Origin of the sequence: Nonomuraea sp. NPDC049028 (genome assembly GCF_043197735.1) — a bacterium.
Taxonomy (GTDB): domain Bacteria; phylum Actinomycetota; class Actinomycetes; order Streptosporangiales; family Streptosporangiaceae; genus Nonomuraea.
The window spans coordinates 763,809-777,286 of the sequence record NZ_JBICTR010000006.1 but is presented as its reverse complement, the minus strand read 5'-3'; the positions used below and the strand labels follow the sequence as shown (position 1 = coordinate 777,286).

General features: G+C 71.2%; 13 protein-coding genes. 7 read left to right on the top strand and 6 right to left on the bottom strand.

The genetic code is table 11. The features are described 5' to 3' along the window. Positions 1-34: 34 nt before the first annotated feature. The 3 genes from ACGFJ2_RS26935 to ACGFJ2_RS26925 are packed head-to-tail and all read left to right on the top strand — an operon-like array spanning position 35 to position 4,248. The gene (locus ACGFJ2_RS26935; protein WP_393472747.1) at positions 35-1,087 is read left to right on the top strand and encodes a C39 family peptidase; all 1,053 of its coding nucleotides are present in this window, start codon (positions 35-37) and stop codon (positions 1,085-1,087) included. A gap of 3 nt (positions 1,088-1,090) precedes the next feature. Beyond that, the gene (locus ACGFJ2_RS26930; protein ID WP_393472657.1) at positions 1,091-2,989 is read left to right on the top strand and encodes a prolyl oligopeptidase family serine peptidase; all 1,899 of its coding nucleotides are present in this window, start codon (positions 1,091-1,093) and stop codon (positions 2,987-2,989) included. Next, complete coding sequence (locus ACGFJ2_RS26925) at positions 2,986-4,248, top strand: M20/M25/M40 family metallo-hydrolase (protein WP_357946028.1); 1,263 nt, start codon at positions 2,986-2,988, stop codon at positions 4,246-4,248. Before ACGFJ2_RS26930 ends, ACGFJ2_RS26925 begins: the two co-directional genes overlap by 4 nt. On the opposite strand, the gene ACGFJ2_RS26920 is transcribed toward ACGFJ2_RS26925, so the two are convergent. Then, positions 4,245-5,747 (bottom strand): FAD-dependent monooxygenase, encoded by a 1,503-nt coding sequence (locus ACGFJ2_RS26920; RefSeq protein ID WP_357946025.1) that lies wholly within the window; start codon positions 5,745-5,747, stop codon positions 4,245-4,247. The genes ACGFJ2_RS26925 and ACGFJ2_RS26920 overlap by 4 nt on opposite strands. Before the next feature lie 95 nt (positions 5,748-5,842). On the opposite strand from ACGFJ2_RS26920, the gene ACGFJ2_RS26915 reads away from it, so the two are divergent. Beyond that, a complete protein-coding gene (locus ACGFJ2_RS26915) occupies positions 5,843-6,493 on the top strand; it encodes a TetR/AcrR family transcriptional regulator C-terminal domain-containing protein (protein WP_357946022.1) in 651 nt (216 codons plus the stop codon). A 40-nt stretch (positions 6,494-6,533) separates the two neighbouring features. Beyond that, positions 6,534-7,130 carry a TIGR03086 family metal-binding protein gene (locus ACGFJ2_RS26910; RefSeq protein WP_358180745.1) on the top strand — a complete coding sequence of 199 codons (597 nt, stop codon included), beginning with the start codon at positions 6,534-6,536 and terminating at the stop codon, positions 7,128-7,130. A gap of 27 nt (positions 7,131-7,157) precedes the next feature. Here the strand turns inward: ACGFJ2_RS26910 and ACGFJ2_RS26905 are convergent, their stop codons facing one another. The 5 genes from ACGFJ2_RS26905 to ACGFJ2_RS26885 all read right to left on the bottom strand — a co-directional run bounded on the left by ACGFJ2_RS26905 (position 7,158) and on the right by ACGFJ2_RS26885 (position 11,798). Beyond that, entirely contained in the window at positions 7,158-8,759 is a 1,602-nt protein-coding gene (locus ACGFJ2_RS26905) for a polyketide antibiotic transporter (protein WP_357946018.1), read from the bottom strand. Then, complete coding sequence (locus ACGFJ2_RS26900; protein WP_358181209.1) at positions 8,756-9,661, bottom strand: ABC transporter ATP-binding protein; 906 nt, start codon at positions 9,659-9,661, stop codon at positions 8,756-8,758. The genes ACGFJ2_RS26905 and ACGFJ2_RS26900 overlap by 4 nt, the downstream gene beginning before the upstream one ends. A gap of 206 nt (positions 9,662-9,867) precedes the next feature. Then, positions 9,868-10,611: a DUF427 domain-containing protein gene (locus tag ACGFJ2_RS26895; protein WP_358180748.1), complete on the bottom strand. Its 744-nt coding sequence runs from the start codon at positions 10,609-10,611 to the stop codon at positions 9,868-9,870. A 49-nt stretch (positions 10,612-10,660) separates the two neighbouring features. Further along, entirely contained in the window at positions 10,661-11,248 is a 588-nt protein-coding gene (locus ACGFJ2_RS26890; protein WP_358180751.1) for a hypothetical protein, read from the bottom strand. Between the two features lie 82 nt (positions 11,249-11,330). Further along, the gene (locus ACGFJ2_RS26885) at positions 11,331-11,798 is read right to left on the bottom strand and encodes an adenylyltransferase/cytidyltransferase family protein (protein ID WP_357946010.1); all 468 of its coding nucleotides are present in this window, start codon (positions 11,796-11,798) and stop codon (positions 11,331-11,333) included. A 159-nt stretch (positions 11,799-11,957) separates the two neighbouring features. Here ACGFJ2_RS26885 and ACGFJ2_RS26880 point away from each other — a divergent pair, with 159 nt between their 5' ends. Both ACGFJ2_RS26880 and bla read left to right on the top strand, forming a co-directional pair. Next, positions 11,958-12,422: an ATP-binding protein gene (locus ACGFJ2_RS26880; protein ID WP_357946008.1), complete on the top strand. Its 465-nt coding sequence runs from the start codon at positions 11,958-11,960 to the stop codon at positions 12,420-12,422. Between the two features lie 142 nt (positions 12,423-12,564). Beyond that, entirely contained in the window at positions 12,565-13,476 is a 912-nt protein-coding gene (gene bla / locus ACGFJ2_RS26875; protein WP_393472744.1) for a class A beta-lactamase, read from the top strand. The last annotated feature ends 2 nt before the right edge of the window (positions 13,477-13,478 follow it).

Here is a 13,478-nt window from a genome sequence, read left to right as displayed (position 1 = left end):
CCTTCCGATGCGCGACAACCGGTGCGAAACCACAATGGGTCCGGTGCTCACCGTGGACCCGGCCCGCGTCGCCTTCGCCCGCTTCGCCGTGCCCGCCACCCCGTTGACCTCGTGGACCAGCCCGGAACACCCGATCGGCTTCACCGCGACCCAGCTCGTCCCCTCGTGGACCGCGCGGACCCCGCCGGGCACGTGGATCGAGGTGGAGCTGCAGGTCAGGCTCGCGACGGGCGAGCAGTCGAAGTGGTACGTCATGGGCCACTGGGCCGAGCACGACGAGATCCGCACCTCCTTTCCCGGTCAGGGTGACGAGGACGGCGACGTGGCCGTCGACACGTTCGTGGCGCGCCGGCCGGTCACGGCCTACCGGGTGCGGGTCACGCCGCACGGCGCGGGCGCGCGTGTGGACTGCCTGGGCGTGATGGCCTCCGCGCTCCCCCAGGGTCCCCCTGTCCCGAGCCTTCCGGGTACGGCCGGAGCCGTCGAGCTGGTGGTGCCCCGGCACTCTCAGTACACGCACACCGGTCACCATCCGGAGCTGGACGGCGGCGGCGCCAACTGGTGCAGCCCCGCCTCGGTGGCGATGGTCCTCGGGTTCTGGGGTCGCGGTCCCGGTCCCGAGGAGCTGGCCTGGGTGGTGGCCGGCGACCCGAGTCCCGTGGTCGATCACGCGGCGCGCGGCACGTTCGACCACAGTTACCAGGGGACCGGCAACTGGCCGTTCAACGTGGCCTACGCGGGCCGTTTCGGGCTGGCCGGGTTCGTGACCCGTCTGCGGTCGGCCGCCGAGCTGGACCTGTTCGTGCGGGCGGGGATCCCGGTGATCGTGTCGCTGTCGTTCAAGGCGCACGAGCTGCCGGGGTCCGGCTACTCCTCGGGCGGGCACATCATGGTCGTCACCGGTTTCACCGCCGAGGGCGACGTCGTCGTCAACGACCCGGCCGCGCCGAGCGACGCCGACGTGCGCCGGGTCTATCCGCGGGCCGCGTTCGAGAACGTCTGGCTCCGGAGCTCGGGTAGCGGCGGCATCGTGTACGTCCTCCACCCGCCCGAGCGTTCCTTGCCCCCTTCCGATGGCAATTGGTGAGATATGAGCAGCATTCGACCGATCGACGTGGCCCGTACCGACGGCGGCCCCCAGTGGGTGGAGGCCGTCGCCACGCCCGCCGGACTGGAGGTCTGGTGGGACGAGCCACGCCCGCACGAGGGCGGCCGGCGCTGCGTGGTGCGCCGCCTGCCGGACGGCTCCCTGGTCGACGCTCTGCCCGAGGGGTGGAACGCGCGCAACCGCGTGGTCGAGTACGGCGGGCGATCCTGGCGCCCGCTGCCCGGCGGCGGCCTGGTCTTCACCAACTGGTCCGACCAGTGCGTCTACCGCCTGGACGGCCCACCAACGACCGGCGAACCCGCGGCCGGGGAGCCCGTAGTCGGGGAGCCCGTGGCGCTCACGCCTGAGGGGACGGCGCGCTACGCCGACCTCTATCTGCCGCCCGGCCGGGACGAGGTGTGGGCCGTACGCGAGCAGGACAATGTGCGCGACCTGGTCGCGGTGCCACTCGGCGGCGGCCCGCTCAGAGTGATCACCAAAGCCCAACATTTCCTGATGAACCCCCGTATTTCCCCCGGCGGCGGATATGTCGCCTGGATCGGCTGGGACCACCCGAACATGCCCTGGGACGGCACCGAGCTCTGCGTAGCCCCCCTCGACGAGGACGGAACCGCCGGGCCGTACCAGGTGATCGCGGGCGGCCCGGCGGAGTCCGTGATCCAGGCGGAGTGGCGCGACGAGCGCACCCTGTACGCGGTCGCCGACCCGACCGGCTGGTGGAACATCCACCTCGTCGCCCGCGACGGCTCCGGCGCCCGCAACCTCACCCCGATGGCCTCCGAGGTCGGCACCGCGCCCTGGAAGCCGGGCAGCACCTACTTCGCGATCGCCGGCGACCGCCTGGTGCTCGTGCACGGCACCCCCGACCGCCGCCTGCTGAGCGTCCTGGATCTGGAGAGCGGCGACCTGCGCGAGATCGGCGGCGCGGCGACGTACTGGGCGCCGACGATCTCGGCGGCAGAGGGCAAGGCGGTGGCGGTGTCCGCCACTCCGTACACGCCCACCCGCGTGACCGTGGTCGACCTCGACGGCGGCGCGCACGAGGCGGTGTCGGCGCCGAAGCCGCTGCCCGACCGGGCGCTGCTGCCGACGCCCGAGACGGTGACGATCGAGGGCGTGCACGCGCACCTGTACCACCCGACCGGGGTTCAGGGTCCCGCGCCGTACGTCGTCTTCGCGCACGGCGGGCCCACCGGCAACTTCACGATGACCCTCGACCTGGAGGTCTCCTACTTCACCAGCCGGGGCCTCGGCGTCGCCGAGGTGAACTACGGCGGCTCCACCGGCTACGGCCGGGCCTACCGCGAGCGGCTGCGGCACCAGTGGGGCGTGGTCGACGTGGCCGACTGCGCGAAGGTGGCGCGCGGGCTGGTCGAGCTGGGCCGGGCCGACGCCGCCAAGATCGCGATTCGCGGCGGCAGCGCCGGTGGCTGGACCACGGTCGCTGCACTGGTGCACAGTGACGTGTTCGCGGGCGGCGTCGCGCACTACGCGATCACCGACCCGGAGAGCTGGGCGGCCGAGACGCACGACTTCGAGTCGCGCTACCTCGACGGCCTGATCGGGCCGCTGCCCGAGACCCGCCAGCGCTACACCGACCGCTCGCCGCTGCTGCATGCCGCGCGGGCGTCCGGACCGTGCCTGATGCTGCACGGCCTGGAGGACGCGATCGTGGACGTGGGCCAGGCCGAGCGGTTCGTCGCCGAGCTGGACCGGCACGGCAAACAGTGGGCCCTGCTCACCTTCGCCGGCGAGCAGCACGGCTGGCGCCGGGAGGAGACCATCGTCGCGGTGCTGGAGGCCGAATTGGCCTTCTATGGACTGATCTTCGGGTTCGAGACGCCCGAGGTGGCACCGCTCAAGCTGAAGGGACGGTCGTGAAGAGCGTCGGCGAGATCTGCTCGGACCTGATCAGGTTCGACACCTCCAACCCGGGGTCGGGCGAACGCCCGGCGGCCGAGTACGTGGCCACGCTGCTGGCCGACGCCGGGCTGGAGCCGGTGGTGTTCGAGTCGGCGCCGAAGCGGACGACCGTGGTCGCCAGGATCGACGGCGACTCTCGCGACGCGCTGCTCGTCCACGGCCACCTCGACGTGGTGCCCGCCGACCCGGCCGAGTGGCGGATGCACCCGTTCTCGGGCGAGATCGTCGACGGCTGCGTCTACGGCAGGGGCGCGGTCGACATGAAGGGGTCGTGCGCGATGACGCTCTCGGCCGTGCTCGGCATGGCGGCGCGCGGCCTGCGTCCCAAGCGCGACCTGGTGCTGGCGTTCCTGGCCGACGAGGAGGCGACGGGCGACTACGGCTCGCGGCACGCCGTCACCGAGCACCGGGAGCTGTTCGACGGCGTGACGGAGGCGATCAGCGAGTCCGGCGGCTTCAGCGTCGCCGCCGGCGACCACCGCGTCTACCCGATCGCCGTGGGCGAGCGCGGCACCGCCTGGATGAAGCTCACCGCCCACGGCGTGGCCGGCCACGGCTCCCGGCCCGCGGTGGACAACCCGGTCGCGACGCTGGTGCACGCCCTGTCGCGGGTGGCCGCCCACCAGTGGCCGGTACGCCTGACGCCGTCGGTCTCGGCGCTGCTCCAGAGCCTGTCGGAGATCACCGGCCAGCCGATCGACCTCGACCGCCTCGACGAGGAGGCGACCCGGCTGGGCGCGCTCGGCCACCTGTTCAGGGCACAGATCCGCAACTCGGCCAACCCGACGATGCTCGACGCGGGCTACAAGGTGAACGTCGTGCCGTCCACAGCCCACGCGCACGTGGACGGCCGCTACCTGCCCGGCCTCCAGGAGGAGTTCCTGGCGACCATGGACGACCTGCTCGGGCCGAAGATCACCAGGGAGTTCGTCAATCTGGAGGACGCGCCGGACGCGCCGTACCCCTCGTCGTTCTTCGACTCGCTCGCGGGCTCGCTCGTGGCCGAGGACCCGCTCGCCCGGCCGGTGCCGTACGTGATGAGCGGCGGCACCGACGCCAAGTCGTTCGCCACGATCGGCATCAAGGGGTACGGTTTCGCGCCGCTCATGCTGCGGCCCGATCTGGACTACTTCGGGATGTTCCACGGGAAGGACGAGCGGGTGCCGGTGGAGGGGCTGGAGTTCGGCACCCGTGTGCTGACCCGGCTGCTGACCTAACCGACCCCGAACCAGGCGTCGAGGGCCTCGGCGAGACCGGCTTCGCCGGAACCGGCCCAGGCGACATAACCGTCAGGGCGTACCAGCACGGCGGCCGCGTCGGCTTGATCCACGGTTCCGCCCACCACGCGGACGCGGTCGTCGCGGCCTTTCGCGGCCGCGCGGGTCTCCGGTGCGCCCGCCAGGTCCAGCAGCAGGCCGCGGCCGTCCCCCAGCGACTCCCTGACCCACCCCACGCCCTCGATCTCCCAATCCGGTACGAACCGCCCGACCAGCGACCGCGACGCGTCCGGCGCGTAGTCGATGTCCGTACCGTTGGCCATGGCGATGAAGTGCCCCCTGGTCTCGGGGAGCTCCAGCGCCTCGGAGATCACCTCACGCAGCGCGTCGACCTGCGGTCCCGGACGCATCAGCGCGACCTGGGCCCTGGTGTTGCGCAGGACGCGGGCCGCCACCGGGTGCCGCTCGGCGGTGTAGGTGTCCAGGAGCCGTTCGGGCGCCTGTCCGCGGACCACCAGGGCGAGCTTCCAGCCCAGGTTGGCCGCGTCCTGGAGGCCGAGGTTGAGCCCCTGGCCGCCGATCGGCGAGTGGACGTGCGCCGCGTCCCCGGCGAGCAGGATGCGCCCCTGGCGGTATGTCTCGGCGTGGCGGGTGTTGTCGCTGTAGCGGATGCCGGCCTCCAGGCTGAGGACGACCGCGTCGGTGCCGCTCGCCCGCCGGATGCTCGCCTGCATCTCCTCGGCGGTGACCGGCGCGTCCCGCTCGGTGGGACCGCCGTCGAACTCGATGGTGGCGACCTCCCCCGGCACCAGCGACAGGTTCACCAGGCCGCCGGGGGCGCGCAGGGACGAGGTGAGCGCGCCGGGGTCGGCCAGCTCGGCCACGGCGGTGCGCCCCGTCATGGTCGCGGACGTGCCGGTGAACGGGATGCCGGACTGCTTGCGCACGAGGCTCCGGCCGCCGTCACACCCCACCAGGTACCCGGCCCGTACGACCCGGCCGTCCGCGAGTGTGGCGACCACGCCGTCGCCCTCGTCGGCGATCTCGGTGACCCGGCACCCGGACCGGACCTCGACGCCGAGCCCGGCCGCGTGCTCGGCCAGAACCCGCTCCAACTGGTGCTGCTTGAGCATGAGCATCTCGGGAACCCGGTTACCGGCCTCGCCGATCAGCGGCAGGCCGCTGAAGTGGCCGCCGCTCATGCCCTCCCTGAGCATGTACACCAGCCCGTCGACGATGTCCCCCTCGGCGGGCTCGCGACCGGCTCTCAGTTCGTCGAACAGCGCCCACTGCGCCTCGGCCAGCGGCTCCACCAGCCCGCGCAGGCCCAGCGTGTGGAGGGTGCGCGCGTTGAGCGAGCGCATCCCGAGGCTGCGCGTGATCCGTTCCTGGCCGGTGGCCGCCTCCAGCACCAGCGGGTCCACCCCCGCCAGCTTCAGCTCGCAGGCCAGCAGCAGGCCGACCGGCCCGCCACCGACGATCAGTACGTCCGCGTTCACGGAATCTCCCTACTTACGGTGTATGCTTACGCCGTAAGTACATACATACACCGTAAGCTCTGTCAACCGGAGTTCTACGGCAGGAGGAGTGGCGAATGGCCCGGCGCGAGCCGCTGAACAGGGAGAAGGTTCTGGACGCGGCCCTGGAATTGGCCATGGAAGAGGGCCTCGAAGGGCTGTCCATGCGGCGGCTGGCGAAGTCGCTCGGCGTCGAGGCGATGTCGCTCTACAACCATGTCTCCAACAAGGCCGACATCCTGGACGGCCTGGCGGAGCGGGCCTTCGACCAGGTCGAGCTACCCGACCCGGCGCTGCCCTGGCCGCAACGGCTCCGGGCGGTGGCGCTGAGCATGTACGAGGTGTTCGCCCGCTCTCCGGTGGTGCCGATGGCATTGCTGACCGACCAGTCCAACCCGACCTCCGTGCGGGCGCTGGCTCCGATCGACAGCGTGGTCGGCGCCCTGTACGAGGCCGGCTTCGACGACGCGGCCGTGTGGCGCGCGCTCGGCGCGGTGAACAGCCTGATCTTCGGGTCACTGCTGCTGTCCACCGGAGGGTTCAACGTCGACACCGGCGAGCACGCGGGACGAAAGCAGGTCGGCGTCTACATCCAGGAGATGGACCCGGCCCAGCTCCCGCATTTCAGCAGGCTGCTACGGAACATCCCGCCGACCGACCCCGCCACCGACTTCGAGCGCGCGCTGGATATGCTCATCCTCGGACTGGAACAAAGCATTCCGTTCTGATAGTGTGGAGACACAGCGGAACGAACGGAAGGAACCCCCCATGAGCGACAACATGCCGACCGGCTGGGACGTACTCGACGACGCGCACCAGGCGCTCCGCCAGGCCGTGGCCGGCGTCCCCGCCGACGGCTGGAAACTCCCCACCCCCTGCGCGAAGTGGAACGTCACTCAGGTGCTCCAGCACGCCGCGGGCGACCAGGTGGGCTTCGCCGCCTTCCTGACCGGCGAGCCGGGTCCCGCCGAGAACCCGTTCGAGCCGACGGGCGAGCTGGCCGAGGACCCCCGGACGTACGCGGAGGCCGCGATGGAGCGCTCGGCCAGGGCCTGGGCCGGTGTCGACAAGAACGCCGAGCAGGTGCCCGTCCCGGTGCCGCCGAACACGATGGCACCGGCGCTCGGCGCGGGCGCCTGCGCGCTCGACGCGGCGGTGCACGCCTGGGACATCGCCGTGGCCACCGGACAGTCCTCGCCGCTGACCCCGGAGCTGGCCGGGGAGCTGCTGCCGGTGGCGAAGGCCATCGTCGAGCCGCTGCGCCAGTGGGGCGCCTACGCCGCGGTGGTGCCCGCCGAGCCGGGCGACGACCAGGTCGCGGATCTCCTCCGCTACCTGGGCCGCAACCCGGCCTGGACCGCCTGAGCGACCGGCCCGAAGTCCGGAGCGGGCTCAGCCGAAGTCGCGGTGGCGGAGGGCGAATAGGCCGCCACCGAGCAGCAGCGCCGACAGCGCGACCATGGTGAGGGCGGGCACCGGGTCGAAGGGGGCTCCGGCGACGGTGTTGGGGATGTAGTGGAACGGCTCGAAGGGGGTCCCGCCCCAGAGTCCGTACAGTGGGCCGGCGGCCCGTCCCATGACCGCCACCGCGACCCAGGTGATCCAGCCGATCGTCACGGAGGCTCTCGGGACCAGGCCGTAGGCGAGCATGCAGACCGCCCCGACCAGCCAGGCGCCGGGAATGGTGCCCAGGGTGCCGGTGAGGATGCGGACGATGTCCGAGGCGGGATCGCCGACGAGGAAGGCGTAGAACGTACCGAAGACGACTCCGGCGACGGCGAGCAGGGCCGCCGTGCCAAGACCGGCCACCACCAGTTGCCCGGCGGCCCAGCGCAGCCGGGTCATCGGGGTGGCCTGTACGGCTTCCGCGCGCCCGGTGGTCTCGTCGGCGCGCAGCCGCTGGACCATGAGGACCGGGTAGAGCGCGATGACGTGGGCGAAGATCAGGATGATGGCCCACAGCGCGAAGTCGACCGCCCCGCCCCCCGAACTGCCGCCGAAAGCCTTCAGCAGGTTGTCGACGGTGACGCCGGGCGCCTCGGTGAACTGGTACGCCAGGGTGCTGACGCCCCCGGCCGCCGCCGCGAAGGACGCGATTCCGGCGGCCCAGCTGATCAGCAGACCGCGGTGGAGCCGCCAGGACAGGCTGATCGGGCCACGCAGGCCGGGGGCGGTCACGGGCCCGCGACGCTCCTGGATCACTCCGGCGCCGAGGTCACGACGGCCGGCCAGACGGTAGGCGATGGCCGTCAGGGCCGCGGTCACCGCCGCCGGAATCGCCAGCAGCCACCACCGATTACTCCAGTACGGCTCGACCAGATGGCTCCAGCCGATCGGGGAGATGTACTTCATCCAGTACTGCCCGGAGGCGTCGCCGGCGTAGCGCAGGATGTAGGCGATGCCGAGCACCGACAGGGCGATGGCTCTGGCCATACGGGCGGTCTGCGCGAGCTGGGCGGCCACGGCGGCGATGGCGCCGAACACCCACCCGGCCATGGTGATGGCCGCGCCGTAGTCGATCGACCCGGCCGGATCCAGCCCGATCCCGATCAGCGCGATCGTGGTCACCGCGCCACCGGCGAAGCTGACCCCGCCCGCCACCAGCAGGGCCCCGGTCAGGGGAGCCTTGCGGCCGAGCACACCCGCGCGCAGCAGCTCGATCCGGCCGGCCTCCTCGTCGGCGCGGGTGTAGCGGACGACGGCCATCAGGGCGGCCAGCCCGTTCAGCACGTAGAGGAACCCGCCGCTGCGCCAGGCCTGCATATAGCCCAGGTCAGGCACGACGAAGCCGCCGCCGAGCGCCCGGAAGAAGCTGTTGCGGTTGATCATCGTGGTGTAGGTCGCCATCACCTCGGGGGTGGGCATGTTCCGGTTGATGTAGGAGACCAGTGCCAGGGCCAAGGCGACGAGCAGAATGATCCACCACGGCGCGATGCGTCTTTCGCGGCGCAGCGCCAGCCGTGCCGACCGAGCCGTCCCGGTGAGCGCGTTCATCGGCCCGCCTCCGCGCGCGTCCTGTCGTAGTACCGCAGGAACATCTGCTCGAGCGTGGGCGGTTGGCTGACGAGACCACGGACGCCGAGCGAGGCGAGGCACCGCAGCACCGGGCCGAGCGCGTCGGCTTCGACGTCGAAGCGCACCAGACCGTTCTCCGTCCGCAGGTCGTGCACTCCGGGCAGCTCGGCGAGCTCACCGGGAGAGGCGGAGAGCTCGGCCTGGATGGAGGTGCGGGTCAGGTGCCGCAGGTCGGGCAGGCTGCCGGTGTCGATCGTCCGGCCGTCGCGGATGATGGTGACCCGGTCACACAGCTCCTCGACCTCGGTGAGGATGTGGCTGGACAGCAGTACGGTACGGTCGCCGCGCTGCCGCGTCTCGCGAATGACGTCGCGGAACACCTCCTCCATCAACGGGTCCAGGCCCGCGGTGGGCTCATCGAGGATCAGCAGCTCGACGTCGGAGGCGAGCGCGGCGATCAGCGCCACCTTCTGCCGGTTGCCCTTGGAGTAGGCGCGGGCCTTCACCCCGGGGTCCAGGTCGAAGCGTTCGATCAGCTCTTGGCGCCGGGCACGGTCGGCGCCGCCACGCGACTGCATGAGCAGGTCGATGACCTCGCCGCCGGACAGGCCAGGCCAGAGCGTGACGTCTCCGGGCACGTAGGCCAGCCGGGAATGCAGTCCGGTCGCGTCGTCCCACGGGTCACCGCCGAGCAGCCGGGCGGTGCCCGCGTCGGCGCGCAGTAAGCCGAGCAGGATCCGGATCGTGGTGCTCTTGCCGGCACCGTTCGGTCCGAGAAAACCGTGCACCTCGCCGGTGTTCACGGTCAGGTCGAGCCCGTCCAGCGCCCTGGTGCGGCCGAACGTCTTGACCAGACCGCTCACTGAGATGGGGGCAGTCATCATGAGCCTTTCTCGTGGGCGCCGACCCTTTGTTCGCGGCGCCGCGTCCCGGATCCGAGCGTCTGCGGCCCGATCAAGAAGACCGAGCTCCGACGCCTATCCGCGCGTATATATGACTACGCGATGAGAAAGCCTACTACACGCACGTGTAGTCGCTCAGACAGCCCTCCTGGCAGGCTTGGTGACAAATGCCGATCCCCGGCGCGTCAGGCGAACTTGCTCTTCGGCCGCTCCTGGAGCTCGCCGTCGAGATAGATGTCGAGCTTCTCGTTGTAGAACGCGATCAGCCCCGCGACCCGCTGGCTCTCCGGCAGCGGCGTCCGGTACGACCAGGCGAGGTCCTTGACGCCGTTGACCGTCCAGTACTCCGCCGTCCCCTTGTACGGGCAGTTGGTAGCGGTGTCGGTGTGTTCGAGCAGGTCGAGCCGTACATCCGTCTTGGGCAGGTAGTAGCGGGCGGGCAGCCCCGTCTCGAACAGGATGCGGGGGCTGTGCGAGTCGGCCACCGTCACACCGTCGACCTCGACGCGTACGTGCCGCGAGCTCGGCAGGATGTCGACCCTGGTGTACGGGTCGCGCGGGTGGAAGAAGACCTCCTCGTCCTCCTCGAACCAGGCGTCCATGGCGTCCCACTCGAAGCGGATGTGCCCGCGGATGTCGGCCAGCGGAGACTCCGGGTAGGCCAGCCCCGCCTCCGGGGCCTCCGCGCTTCCCGAGGTGACGGTGTAGACGACGCCCTCTCCCCTGCTGGGCGAGTGCTTCGTCGCGCCCGTCTGCTTGAGCGCCGACTCGTCGACGTCCGCGAGCGGGAAGTAGTACGTCGGGTAGTAGGGCGCTTCCCACACCAGGAGGGCGTGGCTGGTGTCGGCCACCGCCCGGCCGCCGAGGTAGGTCCTGACGCGCTTGGCGGAGTGCTCGACACGCACCCGGCCGCGGTTCGTGGCTTCCATGCTCGCGGCAACCCCCGTGGAGTCACCACTATTCCCCACAAATCCGGCTCTACCGGATGCCGAAGGCCGCCAGGGTCGTCCACGTCGCCGCCACGCCCACCAGCGCCCCGGCCACCACCTGCGCCCACGTGTGGTGCGCCAGCCGTACCCGGGCCCAGCACACCAGCGCCACCACGGCCGCCCCCACCAGGCCGGTCGGCACGGCGGGCAGGACGTGGGCGAGCACCACCACGGTGCCCGCGCAGACGGCGGCGTGGAAGGAGATCTTCCAGCGCATCGTGACCGGCACGGTGACGGCCAGCGCGACGAGCATCGCGGTCACCGTGGCCACCAGCAGCGTCGGCGCGCCCAGCGCGACGAGGAGCACCAGGGCGACCAGTACGGCGGCGACGGCGGCCAGCAGGGGCCCGGTGCGGCGGGTCCGGTCGACGATGTGGTGGGAGTCCAGCCGCCCCGAGCGGACGCCCAGCGCGATCACCCCGGCGGGCACACCGCCGCACAGCGCCGAGGCCGCCAGGCCCCACGCGGCGCCGCTCCAGCCGTGGGCGATCAGCCCCACGGCCGGTGGCATGGTGATCACCAGCACCTGCGGGGCCAGCAGGTCCGTCACCCGCTTGGCTACCAGATCGACCGTCATGGCAGCAAAGCCTACGCGATCTTGAAAGGGCCGGCCTTCAATGACTGCGCGATCTTGAAAGGACCAGCCCGCCAGAAGGCGGTCAGCCCTTGCCCGCCGCGTTGACGATCCTGGTGGTCGAGCGATTGGGGATGGCCTCCAGCTCCCAGCATTCGGCGCCCAGCAGCGCGGCCGCCGCGCATCGGCCGCCCGCGTGCGGGTCGCCCGCGGTGTGCGCCAGCGCGCCGGGCCGCATGGGGGCGAGCAGGTCGATGTAGTCCTCCGGGCCGTGCGCCGCCGAGGGCCCGGTCACGATGAACACCCCACTCACGAAGCGGAGCGCGGCCAGCACCTCGGCGCGCTCCGCCGCCGGGTTGAACGGGCGCGTCGGCCCCTTCCACGCGCGCACGCGCGGGTCGTCCTCCACGCCGACGACCAGCGGCAGCCCGCGCCCGGCGACGGCACCCAGGTAACGCACGTGTCCGACGTGCAGGATGTCGAAGACTCCGGTCACGAACACTGCCCCCGGGTGATCGTACGGCTGCACCCAGACGGCCTCCAGGCTGCTCACGCAGGCACCCCTCCTAGTCGACTCGTCGATCGCAGCGTACTCGGTCCGCCCGGACGATCGCGCGGGCGGCCATGGGAAAGGGCATTCCTACCTTTTAGCGATAATCTCCCGCACCCCTCTGACGCGTCTCATGACGTCGCCGTAATCGGGGAGGTCGCCGTGGCACCGCCGGACTTTCACCAGTTGGAGCAAGGGGGCGAGGAGCCCGGCAACGATGCTCTCGTCGTACGGTTCCCGGGGACTCCGTCCCAGGTGGCCAGGGCCAGGGGGCTGGTGACGGCGGCGCTCGGGCGTGATCATCCGCTGTACGACGACTGCGTGCTGCTCACCAGCGAGCTGGCCACGAACGCGATCCTGCACTCCCGCTCGGGTGAGGGCGGGTCGTTCACGGTGTCGGTGCTCGCCGCGGGGTCCCTGGTGCGGGTGCTCGTCAGGGACGGGGGTTCGAGCGGGCCGCCGTGCGCGTGCCGTACCGAGACGCAGGCGACCAGCGGACGCGGCCTGCCGTTGATCGAGACGCTCAGCCACCGGTGGGGGTTCGTCCGCGAGAACGGCGCGACGTCCGTGTGGTTCGAGTTGCGGCAGGTGATGATCCCCGCGCAGCGGTCGGCGGAGGCCGTCTGACCTGCGATCATTTGTCAGCCGATATAGATCCCTTCTCCATATCGATATTGGACACCATCTGATCCGATCTGCTGTGCTCCTCTCCTCTGACGGACGAGAGCAAGGACATGGCATGCGACACCCTCGCCGCCTCACGGCCGCACTGCAAGCGACCGCGCTGACGGTATCCCTCCTGGCGGGCGGCGCCTATGGAGCGGGCACCGCCTCGGCCGCGACCGCACCGTCTCAGGTGGTGAGCGACGGTCAGGCAGCCGCGAAGAAGGAGTTGCGCGCGCTGGAGGCGTCCTACAAGGGCCGCATCGGCGCGTACGCCCTGGACACGGCCACGGGGAAGACGATCGCCTACCGGGCGGGCGAGCGTTTCCCGCTGCTGTCCACCTTCAAGGCGATGGTCTCCGCCGCCGCGCTGCACAAGGCCCGCACCTCCGACCCGGGACTGATGGAGCGGGTCGTCCACTGGACGGCCGACGACCTGAAGCCGAACTCGCCGGTCACCGAGAAGCATGTCAAGGACGGGCTGACCGTCGCCGAGCTGTGCAAGGCGGCGATCACCTACAGCGACAACACCGCCGGCAACATGGTGCTGAAGCAGATCGGCGGACCGGCGGGCCTGACCCGCTACTTCCGTACGCTGAAGGACCCGATCTCCCGCCTGGACCGCTGGGAGACCGAGCTCAACGACTGGACTCCCAAGGACAAGCGGGACACCACCACGCCCGCCTCAGTGGCCCGCGACCTCGGTAAGGTCACGACCGGCGACGCGCTCACCGCCAAGGACCGGGAGACGCTCAACGGCTGGCTGATCGCCAACACGACCGGTGACGCCCGCATCCGCGCCGGCCTGCCCAAGACCTGGACGGTCGGCGACAAGACCGGCACCGGCCCGTCGTACGGGACGGCCAATGACATCGCCATCGCCTGGCCCAAGAAGGGTGCCGCCCCCATCATCCTGGCGATCTACACCAACCGCCCGGCCGCCGATGCCGCCAACGACGAGAAGGTCATCGCCGATACCGCCACCGTCCTCGCCCGCGGTTTGGGCAAGATCTCCTAGCC

What these genes read in the sequence shown, in the direction of transcription:
- ACGFJ2_RS26935 (WP_393472747.1), top strand. Translation starts at nt 35, where the DNA reads ATGGGTCCGGTGCTCACCGTGGACCCGGCCCGCGTCGCCTTCGCCCGC.
- ACGFJ2_RS26930 (WP_393472657.1), top strand. Translation starts at nt 1,091, where the DNA reads ATGAGCAGCATTCGACCGATCGACGTGGCCCGTACCGACGGCGGCCCC.
- ACGFJ2_RS26915 (WP_357946022.1), top strand. Translation starts at nt 5,843, where the DNA reads ATGGCCCGGCGCGAGCCGCTGAACAGGGAGAAGGTTCTGGACGCGGCC.
- ACGFJ2_RS26910 (WP_358180745.1), top strand. Translation starts at nt 6,534, where the DNA reads ATGAGCGACAACATGCCGACCGGCTGGGACGTACTCGACGACGCGCAC.
- ACGFJ2_RS26905 (WP_357946018.1), bottom strand. Translation starts at nt 8,759, where the DNA reads ATGAACGCGCTCACCGGGACGGCTCGGTCGGCACGGCTGGCGCTGCGC.
- ACGFJ2_RS26900 (WP_358181209.1), bottom strand. Translation starts at nt 9,661, where the DNA reads ATGACTGCCCCCATCTCAGTGAGCGGTCTGGTCAAGACGTTCGGCCGC.
- ACGFJ2_RS26895 (WP_358180748.1), bottom strand. Translation starts at nt 10,611, where the DNA reads ATGGAAGCCACGAACCGCGGCCGGGTGCGTGTCGAGCACTCCGCCAAG.
- ACGFJ2_RS26890 (WP_358180751.1), bottom strand. Translation starts at nt 11,248, where the DNA reads ATGACGGTCGATCTGGTAGCCAAGCGGGTGACGGACCTGCTGGCCCCG.